The 23987-nt window shown below is 36.0% G+C and carries 24 protein-coding genes; 22 read left to right on the forward strand and 2 right to left on the reverse strand.

Going from position 1 to position 23987, the window contains the following annotated elements; all coding sequences use genetic code 11:
• Positions 1-66 precede the first annotated feature (66 nt).
• The 7 genes from pilM to JBW_RS11105 all read left to right on the forward strand — a co-directional run bounded on the left by pilM (position 67) and on the right by JBW_RS11105 (position 8432).
• Positions 67-1134 (forward strand): type IV pilus assembly protein PilM, encoded by a 1068-nt coding sequence (gene pilM / locus JBW_RS11075; protein WP_007956609.1) that lies wholly within the window; start codon positions 67-69, stop codon positions 1132-1134.
• Positions 1131-1667: a PilN domain-containing protein gene (locus JBW_RS11080; RefSeq protein WP_007956608.1), complete on the forward strand. Its 537-nt coding sequence runs from the start codon at positions 1131-1133 to the stop codon at positions 1665-1667. The genes pilM and JBW_RS11080 overlap by 4 nt, the downstream gene beginning before the upstream one ends.
• Positions 1664-2248 carry a type 4a pilus biogenesis protein PilO gene (locus tag JBW_RS11085; protein ID WP_007956607.1) on the forward strand — a complete coding sequence of 195 codons (585 nt, stop codon included), beginning with the start codon at positions 1664-1666 and terminating at the stop codon, positions 2246-2248. Before JBW_RS11080 ends, JBW_RS11085 begins: the two co-directional genes overlap by 4 nt.
• 272 nt (positions 2249-2520) lie before the next feature.
• Complete coding sequence (locus JBW_RS11090; protein WP_007956605.1) at positions 2521-3051, forward strand: shikimate kinase; 531 nt, start codon at positions 2521-2523, stop codon at positions 3049-3051.
• Entirely contained in the window at positions 3038-4138 is a 1101-nt protein-coding gene (aroB, locus tag JBW_RS11095) for a 3-dehydroquinate synthase (RefSeq protein ID WP_007956604.1), read from the forward strand. Before JBW_RS11090 ends, aroB begins: the two co-directional genes overlap by 14 nt.
• A gap of 67 nt (positions 4139-4205) precedes the next feature.
• Positions 4206-5336: an efflux RND transporter periplasmic adaptor subunit gene (locus JBW_RS11100; protein ID WP_007956603.1), complete on the forward strand. Its 1131-nt coding sequence runs from the start codon at positions 4206-4208 to the stop codon at positions 5334-5336.
• Positions 5337-8432 carry an efflux RND transporter permease subunit gene (locus JBW_RS11105; RefSeq protein WP_007956600.1) on the forward strand — a complete coding sequence of 1032 codons (3096 nt, stop codon included), beginning with the start codon at positions 5337-5339 and terminating at the stop codon, positions 8430-8432.
• A gap of 237 nt (positions 8433-8669) precedes the next feature.
• Here the strand turns inward: JBW_RS11105 and rpmB are convergent, their stop codons facing one another.
• Positions 8670-8861, reverse strand: coding sequence for a 50S ribosomal protein L28 (gene rpmB / locus JBW_RS11110; protein ID WP_007934404.1), 192 nt, complete (start codon positions 8859-8861; stop codon positions 8670-8672).
• Positions 8862-9051: 190 nt separating this feature from the next.
• Between rpmB and JBW_RS11115 the strand changes: the two genes are divergently transcribed.
• From JBW_RS11115 to guaB, 6 genes are all read left to right on the forward strand, one after another.
• Complete coding sequence (locus JBW_RS11115; RefSeq protein ID WP_007956598.1) at positions 9052-9249, forward strand: DUF1858 domain-containing protein; 198 nt, start codon at positions 9052-9054, stop codon at positions 9247-9249.
• A gap of 77 nt (positions 9250-9326) precedes the next feature.
• Positions 9327-11375 (forward strand): ATP-dependent DNA helicase RecG, encoded by a 2049-nt coding sequence (gene recG / locus JBW_RS11120; protein ID WP_007956595.1) that lies wholly within the window; start codon positions 9327-9329, stop codon positions 11373-11375.
• Positions 11376-11551: 176 nt separating this feature from the next.
• Positions 11552-11761, forward strand: a complete 210-nt coding sequence (locus JBW_RS11125; protein ID WP_007956594.1) for a hypothetical protein — start codon at positions 11552-11554, stop codon at positions 11759-11761.
• 191 nt (positions 11762-11952) lie between these two features.
• Entirely contained in the window at positions 11953-12618 is a 666-nt protein-coding gene (locus JBW_RS11130; protein WP_235334190.1) for a TVP38/TMEM64 family protein, read from the forward strand.
• Positions 12619-12713: 95 nt separating this feature from the next.
• Complete coding sequence (locus JBW_RS11135; RefSeq protein WP_007934389.1) at positions 12714-12899, forward strand: 2-hydroxymuconate tautomerase; 186 nt, start codon at positions 12714-12716, stop codon at positions 12897-12899.
• 224 nt (positions 12900-13123) lie between these two features.
• Positions 13124-14578: an IMP dehydrogenase gene (gene guaB / locus JBW_RS11140; protein ID WP_007956590.1), complete on the forward strand. Its 1455-nt coding sequence runs from the start codon at positions 13124-13126 to the stop codon at positions 14576-14578.
• A gap of 31 nt (positions 14579-14609) precedes the next feature.
• On the opposite strand, the gene JBW_RS11145 is transcribed toward guaB, so the two are convergent.
• A complete protein-coding gene (locus JBW_RS11145; protein WP_007956589.1) occupies positions 14610-15509 on the reverse strand; it encodes a polysaccharide deacetylase family protein in 900 nt (299 codons plus the stop codon).
• Between the two features lie 142 nt (positions 15510-15651).
• Here JBW_RS11145 and JBW_RS11150 point away from each other — a divergent pair, with 142 nt between their 5' ends.
• The 9 genes from JBW_RS11150 (at position 15652) to JBW_RS11190 (ending at position 23792) form a co-directional block, all read left to right on the forward strand.
• Positions 15652-17625 carry a transglycosylase domain-containing protein gene (locus JBW_RS11150; protein ID WP_007956588.1) on the forward strand — a complete coding sequence of 658 codons (1974 nt, stop codon included), beginning with the start codon at positions 15652-15654 and terminating at the stop codon, positions 17623-17625.
• A 69-nt stretch (positions 17626-17694) separates the two neighbouring features.
• Positions 17695-18420 carry a WecB/TagA/CpsF family glycosyltransferase gene (locus JBW_RS11155; protein ID WP_007956587.1) on the forward strand — a complete coding sequence of 242 codons (726 nt, stop codon included), beginning with the start codon at positions 17695-17697 and terminating at the stop codon, positions 18418-18420.
• Between the two features lie 50 nt (positions 18421-18470).
• On the forward strand, positions 18471-19109 hold the full coding sequence (locus JBW_RS11160) for a phosphatidylserine decarboxylase family protein (RefSeq protein WP_007956586.1): 639 nt from the start codon (positions 18471-18473) through the stop codon (positions 19107-19109).
• Entirely contained in the window at positions 19106-19783 is a 678-nt protein-coding gene (gene pssA / locus JBW_RS11165) for a CDP-diacylglycerol--serine O-phosphatidyltransferase (protein ID WP_007956585.1), read from the forward strand. Before JBW_RS11160 ends, pssA begins: the two co-directional genes overlap by 4 nt.
• Before the next feature lie 208 nt (positions 19784-19991).
• The gene (locus JBW_RS11170) at positions 19992-21275 is read left to right on the forward strand and encodes a glycosyltransferase family 2 protein (protein ID WP_007956583.1); all 1284 of its coding nucleotides are present in this window, start codon (positions 19992-19994) and stop codon (positions 21273-21275) included.
• 82 nt (positions 21276-21357) lie between these two features.
• Positions 21358-21735, forward strand: coding sequence for a 6-carboxytetrahydropterin synthase QueD (gene queD / locus JBW_RS11175; protein ID WP_007956581.1), 378 nt, complete (start codon positions 21358-21360; stop codon positions 21733-21735).
• Positions 21735-22472, forward strand: coding sequence for a 7-carboxy-7-deazaguanine synthase QueE (locus tag JBW_RS11180; RefSeq protein WP_007956579.1), 738 nt, complete (start codon positions 21735-21737; stop codon positions 22470-22472). The genes queD and JBW_RS11180 overlap by 1 nt, the downstream gene beginning before the upstream one ends.
• A gap of 13 nt (positions 22473-22485) precedes the next feature.
• Positions 22486-23241, forward strand: a complete 756-nt coding sequence (gene surE / locus JBW_RS11185; protein WP_007956576.1) for a 5'/3'-nucleotidase SurE — start codon at positions 22486-22488, stop codon at positions 23239-23241.
• Positions 23242-23378: 137 nt separating this feature from the next.
• A complete protein-coding gene (locus JBW_RS11190; protein ID WP_007934368.1) occupies positions 23379-23792 on the forward strand; it encodes a TIGR04086 family membrane protein in 414 nt (137 codons plus the stop codon).
• The last annotated feature ends 195 nt before the right edge of the window (positions 23793-23987 follow it).

Below are 23987 nucleotides of genomic sequence, written 5' to 3' on the forward strand. Positions count from 1 at the left end.
TGTTATTACTCAAGCAATTAAAATTGTAAAGAAATCTCCTCATCATTAAGAAAATAGGTGATTTTCATGTGGAAGAGAATCCAAAAGTTCTTATTAAAAGGAAAGCGGGATGTAGTTGGAATTGATATAGGAACAGGTGCTATTAAAATTGTAGAAATTTCTTGGAACAAGGATCAACCTGTACTAAAAAGTTTAGGTATCGAAATGTTGCCTCCTAAAATTATTGAAGATGGACAAGTTTTTAATAGTAAAGGATTAACCGATATCCTTATTCAATTGCTTGCAAAGACTCATATATCAAGCAAACATGCCATAATAGCTGTTGGCGGTCGCGGGATGCTTGCTCGCGAATTGATCCTTCCAGTAATGACAAAAGAAGAGTTGCAGGAAGCCATTAAATGGGAGCTGGAAAAATATATCCCTTATCCACCCAACAGTTTTTATTTTGATTTTTCAATAATGGGTAAAGGTGAAATTGAATCAGAAATAAAGGTATTATTAGTGGCAGCACCTCATGAATTTATTAATACGATTACCAGCATTGTCAAAAATGTAGGTCTTATACCAGTCGCTATCGATGTGGAGCCCTTGGCTTTATATCGTACTTTTACTGACGCAGAAAATGCTATGATTATTGACATTGGTGAACTATTATCTCAAATTACCGTATTTCAAAAAGGTATCCCTGTCATCATTCGTAATATTCCTTTAGGCGGTCAACGCATGACTGAAGTTATAATGCAAGTACAGAGAATTTCATCTTATGAAGCAGAGCAATTAAAGAAAAAGCATATCGATTTATTTAGTTTTGACTCTTCCAAAGAGCGTAATGAAACAAAGCAACAATTAGAATTATTCTTCGATGAATTTCTCAGAGATGTACGACGAACTGTTGAATACTATCAACTGCAAAATAAAATGATGTCTATTGATAAAATCTATCTCACTGGTGGCGGATCTCAAATAAAGAATTTGGTCTCCTATTTGAGTAAACCACTAGATCTACCTGTTTTTATGCATGATCCATTCGTTAAATTAAAAATCCCAAAGTCCTTTGATAAATCGTATCTGCAAAAAATAGCCCCTCAATTGGGTGTCGCAATTGGCTTGTCCTTACGTGGAGGTGGAAAGTGAATCCTATCAATCTCTTACCTTTTGTTGAACGCCAACCTAAATGGTCAATTGATAAGTTGATTTTCATCTTTAGTATTTTATTGGTATTAATCTATAGTAGTATATATACGTATAATGTATGTAAGATTTTGAGAATAGAAAAAGAACTGCAAGCAACTCGTAACCAATATGAATTATTGCAACCAACATTGGAGATCATGCAAAAGAGCAATGATAAGCTGCAATTAATTGACACAAAAAATAAAATTGCAGCACTTTTAACGAATGAACGTCAACCTTTGTATACTTTGATTCAACGCATCGTAGCGATAATGCCGCAGCAACTGTGGTTTACTAATCTGAGTAAATCTGAAAAAGGTCTATTAGAAATGAAAGGAGCAGCAACAACCTATTCTGTTGTTGCTGAATTTATAGAAAATATGGAAAAGGATCCTTTCTTCCTTGATCCGACTTTGGTCAAAGTTGAAATTGATACAGCTGCATCGCTTCTTATATTTGAAATAACAGTAAAACCTAAGGGGATGCAACAATGATTTCTTTGTCATGGAATAAGATGGCGGTTAAGCATAAACTATCTTTAGTGACTGTGGGTATGATAGCAGCAAATTGGTTAGTTTATTCGTCCTTATTGTTGCCTCAATGGGATAGTATTGATCAATTAACAATCCGATTTTACACAGAGCGTCAACAGGTGAAAATCATTGAAGATTTCCTGCTCATTCATCCTAATCCAGAACAATACATACTTGAATTAGATCAAAAATTAATGCAGATTGATAGAATTCTTCCTGACAACCCTGAGAGTAGTTCTTTTCTAGTGCAAGTTGAAGAACTTTCAAAAGAATGCGGTATACAACTTAATTATCTGAAACCAACTAAAATTATGAATAAAGACGGTTATCGAGAATATGAGATAGAACTATCTCTAATTGGTGGTTTTATAGAATCTATGCAATTTATAAATAAATTTGAAAATAAATCTCGTTTTACTAATGTGACTACGATTGTCATGCTACCTAATAAAAATAGCTTAGAAACTAAATTATCAGCAAAGATTTATAGTTTCGGTGTACCTTTTTTAACTAACAAAAATAGTAAAACTACTGATAAATAAAAAAAATTACAATTAACTTTAGATATTTACAATTATATAGTAAAATATTATATAATAAGCCTTGAAAAGTAGTACATGCGGTGCTGTTATTAATAGCGAAATGGGAAGAAGCGCAACATTAATAACCGTACTGCATGTTTATTTTTTAGTATTTTAATGAGGTGAGTCCAGATGGCTGACGTGATTCCCATAGTTAAACCCTCTAAACGTAGTTTCACTGATTTACATGCTACAGTAGATGTATATTGCCAAAGAGCTTCTCGGTAATAGCCATGAAAAATATTGTATTGATAGGCTTTATGGGAACTGGGAAAACAACCGTTGGCAGATTGTTGGCTAATCGTTTGGGGCGACCATTTTTTGATAGTGATAAAAAAATTGAATATGAAAATAATCTCAGTATTCGTGAAATCTTTGAAGTATATGGCGAACTCTATTTTCGACAACAAGAAAAAATGATTATTGCCAAATTGTCTCGTTATAATAACGCTGTAATTGCAACAGGCGGTGGTGTAGTATTATCCCTTGAAAATATGAACAATTTAAAACGGAACGGTGTTATCATCACTCTCACTGCTTCTGTTGAAACCATCTTAGAGCGAACAAGTCGACGTAATACGCGTCCATTATTAGATGATTTTGATCAGCGTGAGAAAATCGTAAATAAATTACTTAAAGAAAGAGCCGAACTATACTATAATGCAGACTATAGTATCAATACCAATAGTAAATCACTACAACAGGTTATTAACGAAATTATGTTTTTTTTACGACAAGGAGGTTACTTACGTGGTAAACGTTAAAGTTAATTTAGAGAAGAGAAGTTATAATATTCATATTGATGTCTCCACTAGTAATTTAATCGGTAACTTTATGCAGATTATGAAAGTAAATAAAAAAATACTAGTGATTTCTGATACTACTGTTGGGAATCTATATGGCATTCAAATGGTAGAGCTACTAATAAAAGATGGCTTTATTGCAGAGTTATATTGTGTGCCGCCTGGAGAGCATTCTAAAAACCTAGATGTGGCAATGGAGTTGTATACAAAAGCAATTACCTTAGAACTTGACCGTAATTGTGCCATTGTTGCATTAGGTGGTGGCGTAATTGGTGATTTATCGGGTTTTGTAGCAGCTACATATTTAAGAGGCGTACCTTTTATACAAATACCAACCTCATTATTAGCTCAAGTAGATTCCAGTGTGGGTGGGAAGGTTGCTGTTAATCATCCTATGGGAAAAAATTTAATTGGTGCTTTTTATCAGCCTCGCATGGTACTGATCGATATTAATTTTTTAAGTACATTGCCAAACCGTGAGCTATATACTGGTTTAGCAGAGGTTATAAAATACGGTATGATTGCTGATAACAAGTTCTTTACCTATCTTTGTGATCATTCTCGGCAGATTTTAGATAAAAGACCTGATGTATTAACCGAAATTGTGCGTAGATCATGTGAGATTAAGGCGTGGGTGGTAGAGCAAGATGAATGTGAGAGTTCGATACGGGCTATTCTAAATTTTGGACATACCATTGGTCATGCAATTGAGGCTGATACTAATTTTAGTGTATATAATCATGGTGAAGCAGTTGCTATTGGTATGTATGGAGCAGCACTCATTAGTAATCACCTAGGTATGTGCAGTAAAGCAACGGTTGATGTTCTAAAGCATATTCTGCTGCAATTCAATTTACCAGTATATGCACCCGAATGTGGGATTGAGGACTTATTTAAACTGTTATATAGAGATAAAAAGGTGCTAGATAATAAAATTACGTGGGTTTTACTCAATGATATTGGCGAGGTAAATTTATGTAATCAAGTGCCAGAGAATATTGTAAAACTGGCATTAGCAGAAATCACTCAGTCAAATACTCTATCTTAGATATAAATATATTCTTACAAATCGAATGAAGCATAGGAATGTGCAAATTTCATGGAGGTTTAGAGTAGTGAATGCAAGTAAGAAAAAAAGTATTATTATGATAGGTTTCGTTGTACTCGCGCTATTCGGTGTGATTTCCTACCGTATTTATGACAATATTTCAGCCAATAAAGAGCGTGCTGCAAAAGTATCTCAAGGGCGTGGTATAGCAGTGGAGATTGATGTGGTTAGCAGGCGCGATATTATTCCTATGCTAAGCTTTTCTGCTAATCTTGAACCATTGTGGAATGCAGATATTTCTCCCAAAGTCGATGGTAGAATTGATAAATTATATGTTAATGAAGGAGATGTTGTAACTGCCGGTATGGTTATTGGCACTCTAGATACCAATGAATTATCGGCCCAAGTCATGCAAGCAGAAGGTAATTTATTATCTAGTCAAGCAAGTTTAGAACAAGCCGAGCTAGATTTATCCCGCGCTCAAGAGCTTGCTAAGCAGGGGGCAGTGGCAGCGCAAGCATTAGATAGTGCCCGGACAAAAAGAGATTTAACGCTGGGACAAGTTCGCTCTGCGCAAGGAAATTTAGTGTTGCTTCAAGCTAGATTGGATAATGCAAATATTATTGCACCACGCAGCGGTATTATTATAAAAAGATACTTACAGGCTGGCTCATATGTGAAAGCTGGCTCTCAAGTCATAAGCATAGCTGATGTTTCATCCCTATTAGGAAAAGCCACAATTGGTGAATCACAGCTTAATGAAATCACCATAGGTTTACCAGTAATAATCAAAGTCAACGCTTTACAAGATCAAGAATTTTCGGGTGTCATTACGCGTATTTCTCCTGCCGCGACATTGCCTGCACGAACATTTACTGCTGAAATCACTATTCCAAATAGCGGGATATTAAAATCAGGCATGTTTAGTAAAATCATAATTCCAGGATCGATACATAAAAATGCTTTGGTCGTGCCTGAGCGTGCATTAGTAATGCGTGAAGATCAAAAAACAATTTATGTCCTTACTGCAGAAAACAAAGTACAGCAACGCATGTTAAAATTAGGGTACGTTGGTGAAGGTTGGGCTGAGGTTTTGGAAGGTTTAGCTGATGGTGAACGTATCGTAATTGACGGGCAAAATAAATTGAAAGATGGCTCTACGGTGAATGCTTCTAGTGGTAAAGAGGGTGAGAAATAAATGATTGGTACTTTTATTAAAAGACCTGTATTTACCACTATGATCGTTATGCTGCTTGTAGTGTTTGGGTTAGGTGCTTATCCATCTTTAGGTATTGATTTAAATCCTGATGTTGAATATCCCATAGTCAATGTCACTGTTACTTATACTGGTGCATCACCGGAGGAAATAGAAAGTCTAATAACCAAGCCCATTGAAGATGCTGTTAGTTCTGTTTCTGGAATAAAATCTTTATCTTCTGTTTCCCGGGAGGGTGCTTCTCAAGTTACATTAGAATTTGAATTTGGTACAAATCCGAAATTAGCTGCCAATGAAGTCAGAGAAAAAGTAGCAGGAGTACGGAAGAGACTTCCTGATCAAATTGATGAGCCAGTGGTACAACGTTTTGATATTACAGCACAATCAATTGTATATTTTAGTTTAGCATCTGATACACGCAGCCGTGGAGAAATTCGTAAACTTGCTATTGATGTTGTTAAAGATGAATTACAACGAATGGATGGAGTTGCTCAAGTTGATGTTTTTGGCGCAACAGATCGTGAAATTCAAATTTATATTGATCCTAAAAAAATAGAATCCTATAACATATCATTTCAGCAAATATGCGATGCGATTAATGATCAAAATCTAAATACACCTGGTGGTAAGGTAAATGAAAAAGGTACTGAGCTAACAGTACGTACCATGGGAAAATATAAAAGTATTGATGATATCAAAAATACCATTGTAGCAAATCAGCAGGGGCGCCTGATTCCCTTAAAAGATGTTGTTACGATTGAAGATGGTTGGGCAGAAGAACGTGTATACGCACGTACAAACGGTACGCCAAGTGTAATTATTGCTGTGCAGAAACAGTCAGGTACGAATACTGTAGATGTCGCAGAGCGAGTAATAAAAAGTATGGAGCATATAAAGACTAATTTACTGCCGCCCGACATAAAAGTTTCGATCGTTCGTGATAGCTCAAAGTATATTCGAAGTAGTGTCGAAGATGTTATGGTCTCCTTAATTTTTGGCGGATTTTTAGCAGTTGTAATCACATTTTTGTTTTTACAAAATACTCGTGCGACATTAATAGGTGCCATTGCAATCCCTACATCGATTATTGCTACTTTCTTTGCGCTGAAAGTGATGGGGTTTACCCTAAATAATATGTCTCTCATGGGACTTAGTCTAGCAGTAGGTATTTTAATTGATGATGCCATTGTAGTTATTGAAAATATCTTTCGACATATGGAAGAAGGCTTGTCTCCTATGGATGCGGCTATGCTTGGTACCAATGAGATTTCTTTAGCAGTCGTAGCCACGACATTATCTATTTTAGCCGTATTTGTACCTGTGGGTAATATGGGCGAAATTATTGGCCAATTCTTTAAGCAATTTGGTATTACCGTAGCTTTTGCTGTAGCTTTCTCATTATTTGTGGCTTTTACCTTAACCCCGACATTAGCAGCTTATTGGCTGAAAAATAATCATGGAGAGAACCAAAAGCTACAAGGTAATTGGACTGGGCTACAAAAGATTCTTGATAAATGGGAAGAGGGATTCTTAACCTTGCGAGATTATTATAGATCCATTCTCCAATGGTCATTAAAACGTCCTAAAAAATTGGTTGCATTTGCGATATTATCCTTATTTCTTAATGCTCTTTTACTACCTTTTATTGGTGTCGAGTTTCAGCCTACCTATGATTCGGGTGAGTTTAATGTAATACTTACCGCTACTTCTGGTACATCAATGGATAAGATGAAAGAGTTAGTAGAACCAATAGAAAAGCAAGTACTAGCCATCCCTGAGCTTGAATCTGCCTTTGTTTTAATTGGTGCTAATCGACAAGTAAATAAAGTAAGTATTGGTGTGCGATTAATTGATAGTGATAAGCGCTCGCGGTCTATGTCTCAAATTATGGATCAACTTAGAGTTGCTTTTCGCAACGTAAAAAACCTGAAAGTTGCAGTACAATCCAACCAAGGTTTAGGTAGAGGTGATTCGCGCCCAGTGCAGGTTGGTCTGAGAGGACCAGAGTTGGAAGTGCTAAATCGTAGCGCTTATGATCTAGCAGAAGCGATTAAGCAAATTCCAGGTACAACGGATGTAGATATTTCCAGCGATCAATCAGAACCAGAGGTCCAAATAAAATTAGATGCTATAAAAGCTGCTGATACTGGAATTGACAGTACCATTGCAGGGGATGTAATCCAAATCGCATTTTTAGGAAAGACGACTAAAAATCAATATAATGTTGCGGATAGTGATTATGATATTCGTGTGCAATTACAGCCTGCTAGTCGTTTAAGTATACAAGATGTTTCTAATTTAAGGATATCATCCAAAACAGGTACTTTTGTGCGGCTTGGCGATATTGCTGATGTAAAATTCTCTTCAGGTCCTACGCAAATTGACCGTGAATCTCGTCAGCGTCAGGTTATTGTTTATGCCAACACAGTAGGTGCATCAACAGGTGAGGTACTTAATAAAGTTAAAGAACTAATTCCTGATTTAAACTTGCCATTGGGTTATACTTATAAATTTGTTGGTCAAGCTCAAATGATGCAGGATTCTTTTAAAGAGATTGGCAAAGCATTACTATTAGCTGTCATTCTAATTTATATGGTATTAGCAGCAGAATTTGAGAGTTTTGTCCATCCCTTAACAATTATGCTTTCATTACCTTTTTCATTAGTTGGGGCAATCTTAGGTCTTTTAATTTCAGGAAAAACGATTAATATGATGTCTTTAATTGGTGTTATCATGTTAATGGGTCTTGTTACGAAAAATGCTATTTTATTAATTGATAACACCATACACTTACAAAAAAATGGTATGTCAATTATGGATGCTTTAGTTGAAGCTGGGGTTTTGAGATTAAGACCTATTCTTATGACCACCATGGCTATGATTTTTGGCATGATGCCTGTTGCATTGGGTCTAGGGGCAGGGGCAGAATTACGTTCATCAATGGGGGTTGTTTTAATTGGTGGATTAGTTACGTCCACATTTTTAACTCTCATTATTGTACCATTAGTATATTTTTTAATTGATAAAATACAGCAATCGTCTCAAGCACGTAAATCAGATAAAGTTATAAACTCCTAAAAGCTTAATGCATTTTAAAAGGTATCGTTAAGGGAAATTAAGGAGTATTTTATGCGCAGCATAAAGTGCTCTTTGATTTTTCTGATGCTCGCTTTCATACTTAAAAGCACCCTTATCAGTACGAAATAAATCATATTGATAAGGGTGCTTTGCTTTTTTTACAACTTGAAACTAAGAAGTGCCTACTTTCAAGTTGATGTGCTTTAGTTATAATCTATAATGACTTTTACATTTAAATTAGATAGCACGTTGAACTTTTCCAGAACGTAAGCAACGAGTACAAGTGTTAACTCTTTTAGTTTCACCATTCACAACCGCTTTAACTCGTTGAATGTTAGGTTTCCAAGTGCGTTTCGTTTTTAAATGAGAGTGGCTGACATTAGAGCCAGTAGTTTGACTTTTACTGCAGATTTCACAAAGATTTGCCATGTATTCCACCTCCTTTGATGAGGGACAAGATATCCTCATTACCATAACATCAATATTTTAGCATAACCTACGTACTAAATGCAAGGCATAAGTAGAATTCTTTATCTTAAAATACTGTTGCAGGAGTTTTTATTATTAATATTGAAGTAAAAACGGATAATAAAAATGGTAGAGATAGGAGGAGTACAGAATGATTACGAAGGAGACATCAATAAATGAGTTGCTCCGATCTCATCCCTTGGTACGTGAAGTTTTTGCCAAACATGGTATGGGATGTATTGGATGCATGGGAGCAGCCACAGAAACAATTGAGAATGGTGCTAAGATGCACAATATTGATGTTGAGGCACTTTTGAAAGAATTAAATGAATTGTGCGATAAAAAATAGGCAAAGCAATTTTGCCTATTTTCTATTGCTTTGATTGCAGCTAATAATGCTTAGTACGATGTATGAAGGTGATAAGTTTGGAAAATTTCAGAAAAGATAATATACAATACATTAAAGGCGTGGGCCCTAAAAAAGCAAATTTATTGACGAAATTAGGGATTTTCACAATTGGAGATTTGTTAGAACATTATCCTCGACGTTATGAAGACCGTAGTCAGCTTAAGATGATAAATAACTTAACCGATGGACAAGTAGAGAACTTTAAAGCTAGAATGATGAATTGTGCAGAGAGTAAACCTCGCCGAGGTCTTCAGATAACTAAAATTACAGTAGGTGATTCTACAGGAACGGTTCAATTGGTGTGGTTTAATCAACCTCACCGAAAAAAGATATACAGACTTGGAGCAGATATTCTTGTTACAGGTAAGGTGAAAAAAATATATCAAGTGGAAATCCAAAATCCAGAGATTGAGATGATCACAGATGTGGATACGCTGGAAGCTGGTTATATTACACCTATATATGCTGCTAATGAAAGTATTACTCAAAGATTTTTGCGAAACCTAATACGTCAGATTTTAACGGAATGTAATACGACAACTGAAATACTGCCTCCTATCATAATAGATCAATTTTCATTATTAGATCGTAAGACTGCCTTTGAAAACATCCATTTCCCTCTGAATATGGATGTGCTAAAACAGGCGAGAAGAAGATTAGTATTTGAGGAGTTATATTTATTGCAATGTGGATTATTATATATCAAAAAACAAAACAGGAGTAATACTATTGGTATAAAACATGGACCAGACGGACGCCTCGTTAAACAAGTCAGAGAACAGTTACCATTTAGCCTCACAGAGGATCAGCAAAAAGTATTATTAGAGATTGCACTTGATATGGAAGATGCAAAACCTATGCAACGGTTGCTTCAAGGAGATGTGGGATCAGGTAAGACTGTGATTGCGGCATTGGCCTTAGCGAAAACGGTCGAAAATGGTTATCAAGGAGCTATGATGGTTCCTACGGAAATATTGGCTGAACAGCATTATACTACGTTATCAGATTTATTTTTACCATTAGGTATTCGAGTAAAAATACTGACTGGCAAGCTGCCAAAGCGCACTCATGAACAAGTTGTAGCAGAAATTAAGTCTGGTTTAGTGGATGTAGTGATAGGTACTCATGCATTAATTCAAGAATCTGTTGAATTTCAATATTTAGGTTTAGTAATTACAGATGAACAACATCGCTTTGGAGTTCGACAACGAGCAAAATTACAGAAAAAAGGCAATATGCCTGATGTCTTGGTTATGACAGCTACACCGATACCACGTACAATGGCTCTAACAGTGTATGGTGATCTTGATGTGTCTACTATAAAACAATTACCTCCTGGACGTAAAACAATAAAAACATATGTTCGGGGATCTGATAGGCGTCAATTAGTATATGATTTTATTGAAAAGGAAGTCAATAGTGGACGCCAAGCGTATGTGGTTTGTCCTTTAGTAGAAGAATCGGAGAAAGTAAATGCTCAATCTGCTGTAGAGTTATATGATGAATTGCTGGAGACGGAGCTAGTGAATATTTCCTGTGGTTTAGTCCATGGAAGAATGAAGTCTGTTGAGAAGGACTTAGTAATGGATAGATTTTATCGTGGTGAGATAAAAGTCTTAGTAGCTACGACGGTAATTGAGGTTGGAGTAAATGTGCCCAATGCTACAGTTATGATCATTGAGAATGCTGAACGTTTTGGTTTAGCCCAATTACATCAACTACGAGGACGAATTGGAAGAGGTGACCATCAGTCCTATTGTATTTTACTTTCTGATAATAAAAAACCAGAAACCCAAGATCGACTTTCAATTATAGCAAAGACGAACGATGGTTTTCTGCTAGCGGAAGAAGATTTGAAAATTCGTGGTCCAGGACAATTTTTTGGTATAAGGCAGCATGGTCTACCGGATTTAAAAATTGCAGATATTATAAATGATATAGATGTTTTTTTAGAGGCGCGTCAGGCAGCGGAAAAAACAGTAGCTAGACCTGAATCTTTTGACATGTTGCGTCCTGCTTTACAAGCACGATTTGGTAAGGAATTTAGTATGATATTTTCTAGTTGAATGCAAAAAAAAGACGGCCATATGGCCGCCAATTATGGGAGAGGAGAAAATTTACATTATCATTGTGCCACACATAGATTCTTTTTATGCATAAAAGTTTAAAATATTTATAAAGTATTTTCTTGCATTTTGAGTACACACTATTATTAAAGATTAATAATAGAGGTGATGGTAATATGAAATCTACCTGTAGTGAACAGCAATTAAGAGGTATTGCCAGTGAATGTTTAGAATTTGAACATATTATTAATGCTATGGGATACGGATATTCATTACTAAATGTATCACCCAATGATTTTGTCAGGCGCTGTAGCGATTGTGTGAATTGGTTTGGTGGTGAATGCGTTATTTATCAGCATGAAAGTAAGAAGACTAACACTTTTTAGAAAGTTAGTTTCGTTTGAATTTTAATTGTATTTACCAGAACGTAACCGTTCTAAAACTCCAGTTTGGGCAAGGGAGTCTTAGGGCGGTTTGGTCATTAGTTAACATTTAATGACCTTTCAGGTTGCCTTTTTATAGGATTTTTAGTATAGTACAGTATTGGAGAGGTTATTGTTCTGTAGTATGGAGGGGTATGATGATCAGGTTTTTTGGGTGGTTGTTTATTATTGTTTTATTTGGAGCGATTTATCTATGGCAACCGGAATTTTTTCAGCATTCATACAGTATACTTAAACATGGAGATATTATTGCTTTGGCAGAATATCTGCGAAGCTTTGGTCCCTGGTCGATACTCATAACGATACTTTTATTTATTATTATGACATTTACCATTGTCTTCCCTTTTATGATTTTATCAGGGGCATCTGGTATTATGTATGGCTTATTTTGGGGAACTGTCATTTCATGGGGTGGAGAAGTTATTGGCGCGATATGTATGTTTATTTTTGCCCGCTATTTCTTTCGTCAGTTAGTAGCAGGATGGATAGCGAATAGTAGATATTTACAGCAAGTGGATGATTATAGTGCCACCAACGGCTTTAAAGCTTTGTTAATAGCGCGATTATTGCCGTTGGCACCTTCAGGTATTATTACTGCTGTAGCAGCTATTAGTAGAATGAGTTTTAAGGACTTCTTTTTAGCAACGATTATTGGTAAACTACCACCGGTTATTATTAAAGTCCTCATTGGTCATGACATAGTCTTTGCTGGAGAAAACCTGACACGCTTACTCTTGGTAATTCTACTTGTTATTGTTGTATATGTAGGGTTGTGGTGGTATAAACGGAATAAAGGATAAAATAAGCTGAGTATTCATTTTAAGTAAAATGAATTGGCAGGGATATTGTTATATATGGCGAATAAAACATACATAATAATTAGGGGGATGATTTTATGCCAATTGTACAGATTGATCTGATTGAAGGACGCACTACAGAGCAAAAGCGTGAAATGGTGAAGAGGGTTACGGAAGCAATAACGCAAACAGCTAATTGTCCTGCTGAAGCAGTAACAATTGTTATTAGAGAAGCTGCTAAACAGCATATCGCTAAAGCTGGGACATTAATGCTCGATAAATAAGGAACAAATTCTTTAAATTCTAAAGATCTTCATTAATGATGTAATGAAGATCTTTTTATATATTTTTTATGAATCTTTGCTATAGAAGGTTGGTATAACACTATACAAAGTATAAGATTTCCATAGTTTATTACACAATTACATAAAAAAGAGTGGATTAGGTAACTTTAAGTATGTTATTATAGTTGAAATAACTTGTTCTATTGATATGAAAGGAGTAATTTATGTTTGAAAATAAGTTTATGCAAGAAGGTTTAACTTTTGATGACGTTTTGTTAGTACCTGCAAAATCAGATGTTTTACCTAAAGATGTTGATGTTAGTACCTATTTAACTAAAAATATTAAGCTGAATCTTCCTATCATCAGTGCTGGGATGGATACTGTAACAGAAGCGCGGATGGCCATTGCTATCGCCCGTGAAGGTGGAATTGGTGTTATTCATAAGAATATGTCTATTGAGCAACAAGCAGGTGAGATTGATAAAGTAAAGCGCTCTGAGCACGGAATAATTGTAGATCCTATTTTTTTATCACCTGAAAATACGTTGCAGGATGCACAAAATTTGATGGAAAAATATCATATATCAGGCGTTCCTGTCACTGAAAATAATAAGCTGGTTGGCATTTTAACCAACAGAGATTTACGTTTTGAAACAGATCTGACAAGAAAGCTGCATGATTGTATGACTACGGAACATCTTATTACAGCCTCAGTGGGAACTTCCTTAGAAGGTGCAAAAGCGTTATTACATAAACATAGGATTGAAAAATTGCCATTAGTAGATGCAGACGGTAATTTGAAAGGCTTGATTACCATTAAGGATATTGAAAAAGCTCAAAAATATCCTAATTCTGCGAAAGATAAAAGAGGCAGGCTACTAGTAGGTGCTGCCATCGGTGTAGGGGCAGATATGCTGCAACGCGTTGAAGCCATTGTTGCAGCAAAAGTGGATGTAATCGTAGTAGATACTGCCCATGGACATTCTCAAGGCGTAATTGAAGCTGTTAAAAAGATCAAACAGATGTATCCTGAAGTCGATTTGATTGCAGGTAATGTGGCTACTGCAGAAGCTACTCGAGATCTAATTGAAGCTGGTGTTGATGCTGTAAAAGTGGGGATTGGTCCTGGGTCAATTTGTACTACTCGTGTTGTTGCTGGTATTGGTGTGCCGCAAATTACGGCTGTATACAATTGTGCAAAGGTAGCCCGAGAGCATAATATTCCGATTATTGCCGATGGTGGTGTTAAATACTCTGGGGATATTGTAAAAGCGATTGCTGCTGGTGCCAGTGTTGTTATGCTAGGTAATCTGTTTGCTGGTACAGAAGAAAGTCCTGGTGAAACAGTTATTTATCAAGGGCGTAGCTATAAGGTTTATCGTGGGATGGGGTCATTAGACGCTATGGCCCAAGGCAGTAAAGATCGTTATTTTCAAGAAAATATGGACAAACTAGTGCCAGAAGGAATTGTAGGACGTGTACCGTATAAAGGTACATTGGCCGATACTGCATTCCAATTATTAGGTGGATTAAGAGCTGGTATGGGATATTGTGGAGTTCACAATATTGAGGAATTAATTAATAACACGCGCTTTATTCGTATTACAGCAGCTGGATTGAAAGAAAGCCATCCTCATGATATCAGTATTACTAAGGAATCACCTAATTATAGTTTATAAATAGACAAAACAAAAAACAACACCGCTGTGCTTACCAAGCAGGCGGTGTTGCTTTATTAATAACACGAAATTCGAAACCTTGCTCTTTATAAAATTTAATAATCGAAGGCAAGGCTTTTACTGTTTCGCTATGTCCTCTACCATCATGCATTAGAAGGATAGCGTGGCTCCATAAAAAAGTATTTTTATTTGTTTGGCTTATGATGTTTTGGATTAGGGCATCGGCTTTAGCATTCGAAGCGTCGCCAGAGCTAATATTCCATCCTACTTCAATATACCCTTCGGTCTTTAACCTCTTCCAATATTCTGTAGTAAAGTGTCCTATTGTTCCACCTGGGGCGCGAGAAATTCGAGGACGTACATTAAGAATATTTTTGATTAATTCATCGTTATGTTGTAGCTGCTCTATATAAGTGGCAGGCGACTGATAGAGTTCACGATAAATATGATTATAAGTATGATTGCCTATAGCGTGTCCTGCTGCATAGATTTGTTTTACAAGCTCAGGATGCTTGCTTACTTCAGTTCCTACTACAAAAAACGTAGCTTTAATGTTATTTTCTTGTAGAATTGCAAGAATTAAAGGGGTGTTTTCTGGGTCAGGACCATCGTCAAAAGTTAAATAGATTGTCTTATTTCCGTAATAAGGTTCAATACTAGTTAATTCCGCTGCTAATTGACGTTCTTTTCGTTCCTGGACTGTAAATATGTCATATTCCGGTTTATTATTGGTCGGAATAACGTCATTCACTTCAGTGAAATAGTATACATCAGGCTGTGGTCCCTTTTCCAAAAGCTGTGTTGTAGCGGGGATTGATGGCGCTTCTTCGATATTTGGCACTGCAAAGGAAAGAGGAGAGGATGTAAGAAAAATAAGAACAATTAGAAAAATGATACCAATAATGCTTAACAAACCATATTTTTTTAGCATAGTCGTCTCCTGGGATGTTATTTTACAAAATATTTAAGTGAATTTCTTACTATTACCTGCATATTCGACATTAAAGTATGTATTCCTGCGGGTAAAGTTTAATATGCTTTGGAATACTAAAGCTAATAAGGAGTGTGATGGAATGCGGCAATTATGTATTATTAGTATCATTGTTATCATCATTGTAAGTTTGTTTGTTAATAGTAGTTATGCTTTTTTTATGCCGCAAGTTGATAACTTGGATAACTTGCAATTAGTTGCAGCAACACAAGTATTTGATGTGAACGGACAACTTATTTCTAAATTATTTGAAGAAAATCGGGTTGTAGTGTCCATCAATAATATGTCACCTTATATACAACAAGCTATCATTGCAAATGAAGATAGTCGATTTTACAATCATTTTGGTATAGACCCCATCGGTATCATTCGTGCCATGTGGGTTAATCTGCGTTCAGGTAGTCTAGTAGAGGGAGGGAGTACCTTAACACAGCAGTTGGCGAAAAATATGTTTTTAACCCAGGAACGTACCTTTACACGAAAAGCAAAAGAATTTTTCTGGGCGATCATTATTGAACGTAAATTTTCAAAGCAAGAAATCTTACAAGCGTATTTAAATCAAGTATACTTTGGTGAAGGTGCGTATGGAGTAGAAGCTTCTTCACAGGTGTATTTTGGTAAACATGCTAGTGAACTAACTTTAGCAGAAAGTGCATTATTAGCAGGATTGCCGCGTGGTCCCAATATTTACTCTCCATATGTTGATATGAATGCCGCTATGGAGCGTAGAACTACGGTGTTGGCAGGTATGATAAAAGAAGGCTATATTACGCAAAAACAATTTGAATTAGCAAAAAAAGAACCTATAGTATTAGTTGGAAAAAAGAAACGTGTAATACAAGCATCCTATTTTATTGATTATATAGCGAATCAATTAGTAGGGCGTTATGGTGCTAATCGAGTATATAAAGGCGGCTTAAAAGTATATACAACGATGGATAGTAAAGTTCAGCAAGGGGCTGAAGCAGTGTTAGGTCAGTATCAAGGTGCTGTACTCGCTCTTGATCCTCAGACAGGCTATATTAAAGCTATGGTAGGCGGGCGTAATTATGAAGAAAGTCAATTAAATAGAACAGTGGTTGAGGTGCGTCAACCGGGTTCTGCATTTAAACCTTTTGTATATGCTACTGCTCTTGGTCAGGGATTGACGGCTAATTCTATTATTCTTGATCAGCCAATTAATATTGCTGGATATGCACCACAAAATTATGATAAAAAATTCCGTGGGCCAGTCACCCTTAAAAAAGCGATCCGCTTATCAGTCAATGTAGCTGCAGTAAAACTTGGTCAGCAAGTTGGTATCGATAATGTTCTTAGTTTGGCAAAAAGTATGGGCATTACGACCTTGGTTCCCCAAGACGATAATTTAGCTACCGCTCTGGGGGGATTAACACAAGGCGTAAATTTGTTTGATATGGCTACGGCTTATACCGCCTTTGCAAATGGGGGAATCGTATCTCAACCTATTGCCATTTTAAAAGTGGTGGATGAAAATAATCAAGTATTAGAAGAAGCACAATTAAAACAGCAATCTGTATTAAGTCGCGAAGTTGCATACATTATAACAAATATGATGCAGGGAGTAATCGAAAGTGGTACAGGTACGCCTGCTAATATTGGACGGATAGCAGCAGGAAAAACAGGAACAACTGATGGATATGAAACAGCTTGGTTTATGGGCTATACACCTGAGTTATTAGTTGGTATTTATGTAGGAAATGATAATCGAACACCTGTAGGAATCTCAGGTGCCGAAGTGGCAGGCTTATGGGGGAAAATGATGTCAAACGTGCTAACTGGTGTTAGTCCCAGTGACTTTTTTGTTCCTCCCAATATAATAACGAGTGTACCTATTTGTGCTGATTCTGGCAAACTAGCTACTCAAGGATGTCCAGAGATCGAGTATAGCGCTTTTATTAAAGGTACGGAACCGACTGTTGCCGACAATCGGATGCGTTCCAAAGATCCAACAAATGAAAAAGCAGAGCAGCCAGGTAGAAAAGAGAAAAAGTCACCATGGTGGAAACTTCCATTACCACGATTGCCCAGCTTCTAATAGTGTGATACAATGTATTAGATAATTTAAAAGATTAGATTTCTAAATAGTAAGGAGACTCTATGTATAGTGCGCAATAGAATAGCTGTTTTAAATGTGATGATTGATGTTGTGACTATGAAAGAAGCGGTTGAGGCTGTAAAACAATTTATTCTACAGAAGAAATCTCATTTAGTAGTTACCCCGAACCCGGAAATAATAATGATGGCTAATAAGGATGAACAATTAGCACGTATTATTAATAATGCAGATTTAGTTGTACCTGATGGTGCAGGAGTTGTATGGGCTGCACGTTATCAAGGTGATGCCATGCCCGAGCGTGTAGCAGGATATGATTTAGTACAAAATTTATTAATAGAAGCCATGAGCGAAAAATATAAGATTTATTTGTTTGGCGGAGCACCAGGTATTGCAGAGAAGGCTAAAAAAATAGCTGAAGAGCGTTATCCTGGTGTACAAATTGTCGGTACACGCAATGGCTTCTTTACAAAACAAAATGAATCTGAAATTGTAAATGACATAAAAGCTTGCCAGCCAGATATTTTATTAGTAGCCTTGGGTGTGCCAAGACAAGAAAAATGGCTGGAAGAATATAAAGAAGAATTAAAAGTTCCCGTATCCATCGGCGTAGGTGGAACATTTGATGTAATGGCCGGGGTTGTAAAGCGAGCACCATTATGGATGCAACGTAGTAATTTAGAATGGCTATTTCGCTTGTTGTCAGAGCCGAAACGTGCCATTCGCATGCTAGCTTTGCCACATTTTGTAATAAAAATAATGACTACAAAAAAATAGAAGGAAACAATTTATACTTTTAGATAATTGTTTGTAGATGAGGTGGATAAATGGTTAAAGCGCCGATAGTAAAAGAAGGTTACATATTTATAGTTATTCTTGCTATCATTACAATTCTTGTTTATGTGACTGTTAATCCATATTGGAGTATTATTCCAGTTGTTTTAATGGGATTTATTACTTTCTTTTTTCGTAATCCTAAGAGAAACATTCCCAATGATGACAGATTAATTTTGTCACCTGCTGATGGAAAAGTTATGAGCGTTTGCGAAGTTTATGATGATCAATTTCTCAACCAAGTCGGTCTTAAAGTGACAATATTTTTATCGGTTTTTGATGTACATCTTAACCGTAGTCCTATTGCTGGTGAGATAAAATTTCAACAATATACTTGTGGTCGCTTTCGACCCGCATATAAGAAGACTGTAGGCTGTGAAAATGAACGCCATTCTATAGGTATAGAAAATGATAAAATGAAAGTATTGGTAACACAAATAGCTGGTATTTTAGCGCGGCGTATCGTTTCATGGGTAACTCTTGGAAGTATCCTGCAAAAAGGTGAGCGATATGGTATGATTAAATTTGCATCCTGTACTGAAATTATTGTACCTAAAACAGTGGAAATAGTAGTCAAAAAAGGGGACAAAGTTAAGGGTGGCGAGACCGTTATAGGGAGGTTGTTGCAATGAGAAGCGTTATTCCCAATGCGTTAACAGCATTAAATTTAGTATTAGGCATGTGTGCGATTATTTCTACCTTCCATAATGAATTTTATCAAGCAGCGATATTTATAGTCGCAGCGATGATTAGTGATGGGTTAGATGGTAGAGTTGCTAGATATTTAAATGTAAGTAGTGAGTTTGGTAAGGAATTGGATTCATTGTGTGACTTAGCATCATTTGGTGTAGCACCTGCGATTTTGGCTTACGCCTTTTTATTAAAAGATTTTGGCATTATAGGATCTCTTATAGCTGCATTTTTCGCAACTTGTGGAGCATTGCGCTTAGCTCGTTTCAATGTCAATACCACTACAGTAAAAGGCTATTTTATGGGATTGCCCATTCCTGCCGCTGGCTGTGTTGTTGCTACTTTTGTTATGCTTGGAATTAAACCAGTTGGTTGGATATTTCCAATCTTAGTTATCGTTTTTGCATATTTGATGGTTAGTACTATTAAATATCCTGATTTTAAAGGAAAAGGTGAAAAAATTAGGATTATTCCTGTAATTATAACAATACTAGTTGCTGGCTATATACTCTTCATGACCAAAGATGCTGTCCTATTTACGCCATTCTTTGCATATGCTTTATTTGGGATCTTAAATACTGTTTTTGGATTATTTGATTATAAAACCACTACGTAGTAAGTAGTGGTAAGAAAAATAATTGTATCCTGATCATTGGATGCTTATTTTTTTGTAATTTTAAAAGATATCATGCGTTAATGAATGTGTTTAAATAACGAATATCTTGACAATTTAGTGAAGTTAGAATTAGAATGTTATGTGTGTTTTAAGTTGAAGTATATTTAAATATACTTTAAAAAAACAGGCTTTTAAAGGAGAAAAATCCATGAATTATATTTTTGACTATATTATGATTCCATTACAGCTTATTATTGTATTTTTTACTTTATATTATTTTATTATTGCATTTTTTGGTATTTGGCGCAGAAAAGAGAAGAAAATTATGACACCTCAAAATAGCTTTGCTGTTATTGTAGCGGCGCATAATGAGGAACAAGTAATAGGCCAATTGGTAGAAAATCTCCACGTTTTGAAGTATCCTCGTGAGCTATATGATATTTTTGTAGTGGCAGATAATTGTAAGGATAATACGGCAGAAATTGCTCGCGGAGCGGGTGCAATTGTTTATGAACGTTTTTGCTTAGAACAGCGCGGTAAAGGTTATGCTATGGAATGGATGTTTGCAAAACTATTTAAACTAGAGCGTAATTATGATAGTGTAGTAATATTTGATGCAGATAATTTGGTGGATCAAAATTTTCTTTTAGAAATGAATAATCGCTTATGTAAAGGTGAGAAAGTGATTCAGGGATATTTGGATTCTAAAAACCCTCATGATACATGGGTTGCTGGTACGTTTGCTATTTCTTTCTGGGTTGTAAATCATATTTGGCATCTCGCTAAATATAATATAGGATTGTCAAGTGTCCTTGGTGGCACTGGTATGTGTATATCGACAGATGTGCTGCGAAAGTTTGGTTGGGGAGCAACTTGTCTTACTGAAGATATGGAATTTACGATGAAGGTATTATTAAAAGGTATCCCCACCACTTGGGCTCATGATGCTATTGTATACGATGAAAAACCTTTAACCTTTGAACAGTCATGGCGTCAGCGTAAACGATGGGCACAAGGACATTTTGATATAGCAGGCCGATATATCCCCAGCATGTTGTATGAGGGGATTAAACAACGTGATATTAGAATTTTAGATGGTGTATTGCATCTATTTCAACCATATTTTTTAATCTTATCAACAAGTTTTGTGTTAATGAGTTATATCTATACCATTGTCCCCTTTTATACTAATATTATAAATAAAATATTACCCGTTGAGGTTATGACAGCGATAGGTGTTGGACAATATCTATTCCCAGTGATGATCTTAGGGATGATTGGTGCTAAAGGGAAGTCATGGTGGTACTTAATTTTCTATCCATTGTTTGTTTATAGCTGGATACCGATTACTATTTTAGGCTTCTTCCATCGTAATGACCGAGAGTGGAGTCATACACAGCATACTCGTAGTATTAGTTATAAAGATGTATTGTTGACACAAAAAAATGAATTTAGTAAGGAAGATTTTTTAAGTAAGCAAGCTGTTAAATAAAAGATGAGTATTATACTCATCTTTTTTCACAAAATAATACATGATAAGAGTTTTTATTATTAGGAAGCATAGGGGGTTAGGTATGTTTGAGTTGACAATTGCGGTGAATTTTGAAGCTGCTCATTGTATTCGAAATTACCCAGGAAAGTGTAATCGATTGCATGGACATAATTGGAAAGTAGAAGTAAATATATATGGTTCGCAATTAAACGATTTAGGAATGTTAGTTGATTTTGTTGATTTGAAAGCGGCGATAAATGGTATTATGGTGAATTTAGATCATTATTATCTCAATGAAATTGAACCCTTTTGCAGAATAAATCCTACAGCAGAAAACCTTGCCAAATATATATATGAAGAATTAGCTAAAACACCGATCTTTAATGAGAATGTTAAATTGCGCTCTATCAGAATATGGGAATCGTCTAATTCTGCAGCCGCATATAGCCAGGAGGCATAATGGTGTCTCATAAGCTCAATATTGTTGAAGTTTTTTCTTCTATTCAAGGTGAGGGAGAATTTGTTGGTTATCGTCAAGTCTTTGTACGTTTGGCTGGCTGTAATTTAGAGTGTGATTTTTGTGATACCCCTTCATCAAGAACAAATGCCATGGAAGGTCAAATTGAAATGACTGCTGGAAAGCGCGATTTTAAGAAGACAAAAAATCCAATCTCAATTGTAGATCTGTCGAATTATATTAATAATTTATTGATAGTACCCCATCATTCAGTTAGTTTTACAGGCGGAGAACCTTTATGCCAAGCTGAAGGCATAGCTCAACTTCTACCGCACATCAAAGGACGTATCTATTTAGAGACGAACGGTACATTGCCAGAAAAATTAAAATTGGTATTACCTCATATTCATATAGTCAGTATGGATATTAAGTTGCCTAGCATTATTCATCAAGATGTGTGGCAACAACATAGGCAATTTCTTTCCATAGCTAATGCGTGCAATACTTTTGTAAAGATAGTAGTTACAGGTAAAACGAATAGAATCGAATTTCAAAAAGCGGTAGAGTTAATTGCGGCAATTGATCAAAAGATTCCCTTAATCATACAACCAGTAACTCCTATTCATGATTGTGAGGGCGTTACTCCGGATATGATGTTGTTATGGCAAGAGCAGGCCCTTATTTTCCTTACAGATGTACGGGTCATTCCGCAAACTCATAAATTTATGGGACAATTATAAGGGAGGAATCAGTTTGCGTATTTTATTAACCAATGATGATGGAATTGATGCGACTGGTATTCAGGTTCTTTGGCAAGAACTTTTGAAAATAGGGGAAGTAGTGGTGGTTGCACCTGATGCCGAGCGAAGTGCTGCTAGTCAGGCTATTACGGTACATAGCCCTATACGAGTAGATAAATATTGTGCTAGTGATTCTCGGCTTTGTGGTTGGCGTATTGGAGGTACCCCTGCTGATTGTGTGAAAATTGCCTTAGAAACTTTAGTCAGTGCAACACCTGATTTTGTGGTGTCTGGAATTAATCATGGACCTAATTTGGGCACTGATGTATTGTATTCAGGAACAGTAAGCGCTGCAATCGAAGGATCTTTGCATGGGATACCATCAGTGGCTGTTTCACTGGACTCTTGGAAATCCTCCGATTTTAAGCCTGCGGCTGAATTTACAGCAAAGTTACTGCAAGATATCTATCAACGCTCATTACCTTCTAATACCTTGTTAAATGTAAATGTACCTGCTCTTTCTGCAGAGCAGATTGATGGGGTAGCAATTACCAAGCTAGGAGTAAGGCAGTATGCAAATGTTTTTGAGCCTCGCCTTGATCCTAGAGGACGAACATATTATTGGATGGGAGGAGAAGTTGTAGAGAATGTAAATGATGCGGATAGCGATATTGTTGCGATCAATAAGTCCAAAATCTCAGTTACTCCCATTCATTTTGATCTGACTAATTATGGGATTATGGAAACACTAAAAAGTTGGAAGTTATAATAGATAGGATATGGTGATTAGCTTAGCAACAAAATCGAAATATTATAAATAATATATAAATATGGTATTATTTACTTTTATACTGCATATTTTACAATAGCAATCCTAGTAATACCTACTTGAGGGAGGGGAATTCTGTGTCTAAACGTATTGGTAAGACACGTTTTAATACTACGCCCAAGGGACCGGGAACAGCTATGTTGATAGGAAAAGGCTTTTTTGTCAGTATAATCGTTTCATTGGTTTGCACCTTCTTTTTATCCATTATTAGCTTAGTGACCGAAAATACATACATTGATTATTACATGCAATACGTTATGGTTGGGGTAACTATGGTTAGTATTTTTATTGGTAGTGTATATGCTACCCAGCAGGCCGAGTCTAGAGGATTAATCATAGGTGTTGTGATTGGGATCATCTATGTTTTACTTTCTGTAGGTATTGGTATGGAAATTAGCCAAGAGTCCATTTCGCTATTTGTATTAGCTAACAAATTTATGGCTGGAATTGCGGTAGGAATACTAGGCGGTTTAGTTGGTGTAAATTTGTAATCGTTTGTAAATCTAAGATGTATTTTCGTGAGGCTTTGAGCCTCTTTTTCTTTTCGTGTATACGAATATAAATTGTGCTTGGGGGCTACTGAATTGATATATAGCAGTTTTATTTGATCTAGATGGTACAATTCTTGCATACCTCAGATCTAATTATCAGCGCATTTAGACATACCTTTCAAAAACATTATAATA

The sequence above is a fragment of the Pelosinus fermentans JBW45 genome (genome assembly GCF_000271665.2).
In the GTDB taxonomy this organism is placed as follows: Bacteria; Bacillota; Negativicutes; order DSM-13327; family DSM-13327; genus Pelosinus; species Pelosinus baikalensis.

Coding starts and splice junctions, on each gene's coding strand:
- JBW_RS11125 (WP_007956594.1), top strand. CDS start 11,552: ATGAAATCTACCTGTAGTGAACAGCAATTAAGAGGTATTGCCAGTGAA.
- rpmB (WP_007934404.1), bottom strand. CDS start 8,861: ATGGCAAATCTTTGTGAAATCTGCAGTAAAAGTCAAACTACTGGCTCT.
- JBW_RS11090 (WP_007956605.1), top strand. CDS start 2,521: ATGAAAAATATTGTATTGATAGGCTTTATGGGAACTGGGAAAACAACC.
- JBW_RS11130 (WP_235334190.1), top strand. CDS start 11,953: ATGATGATCAGGTTTTTTGGGTGGTTGTTTATTATTGTTTTATTTGGA.
- pilM (WP_007956609.1), top strand. CDS start 67: ATGTGGAAGAGAATCCAAAAGTTCTTATTAAAAGGAAAGCGGGATGTA.
- JBW_RS11115 (WP_007956598.1), top strand. CDS start 9,052: ATGATTACGAAGGAGACATCAATAAATGAGTTGCTCCGATCTCATCCC.
- JBW_RS11145 (WP_007956589.1), bottom strand. CDS start 15,509: ATGCTAAAAAAATATGGTTTGTTAAGCATTATTGGTATCATTTTTCTA.
- JBW_RS11170 (WP_007956583.1), top strand. CDS start 19,992: ATGAATTATATTTTTGACTATATTATGATTCCATTACAGCTTATTATT.
- JBW_RS11105 (WP_007956600.1), top strand. CDS start 5,337: ATGATTGGTACTTTTATTAAAAGACCTGTATTTACCACTATGATCGTT.
- JBW_RS11150 (WP_007956588.1), top strand. CDS start 15,652: ATGCGGCAATTATGTATTATTAGTATCATTGTTATCATCATTGTAAGT.
- JBW_RS11085 (WP_007956607.1), top strand. CDS start 1,664: ATGATTTCTTTGTCATGGAATAAGATGGCGGTTAAGCATAAACTATCT.
- queD (WP_007956581.1), top strand. CDS start 21,358: ATGTTTGAGTTGACAATTGCGGTGAATTTTGAAGCTGCTCATTGTATT.
- JBW_RS11135 (WP_007934389.1), top strand. CDS start 12,714: ATGCCAATTGTACAGATTGATCTGATTGAAGGACGCACTACAGAGCAA.
- pssA (WP_007956585.1), top strand. CDS start 19,106: ATGAGAAGCGTTATTCCCAATGCGTTAACAGCATTAAATTTAGTATTA.
- guaB (WP_007956590.1), top strand. CDS start 13,124: ATGTTTGAAAATAAGTTTATGCAAGAAGGTTTAACTTTTGATGACGTT.
- JBW_RS11180 (WP_007956579.1), top strand. CDS start 21,735: ATGGTGTCTCATAAGCTCAATATTGTTGAAGTTTTTTCTTCTATTCAA.
- JBW_RS11160 (WP_007956586.1), top strand. CDS start 18,471: ATGGTTAAAGCGCCGATAGTAAAAGAAGGTTACATATTTATAGTTATT.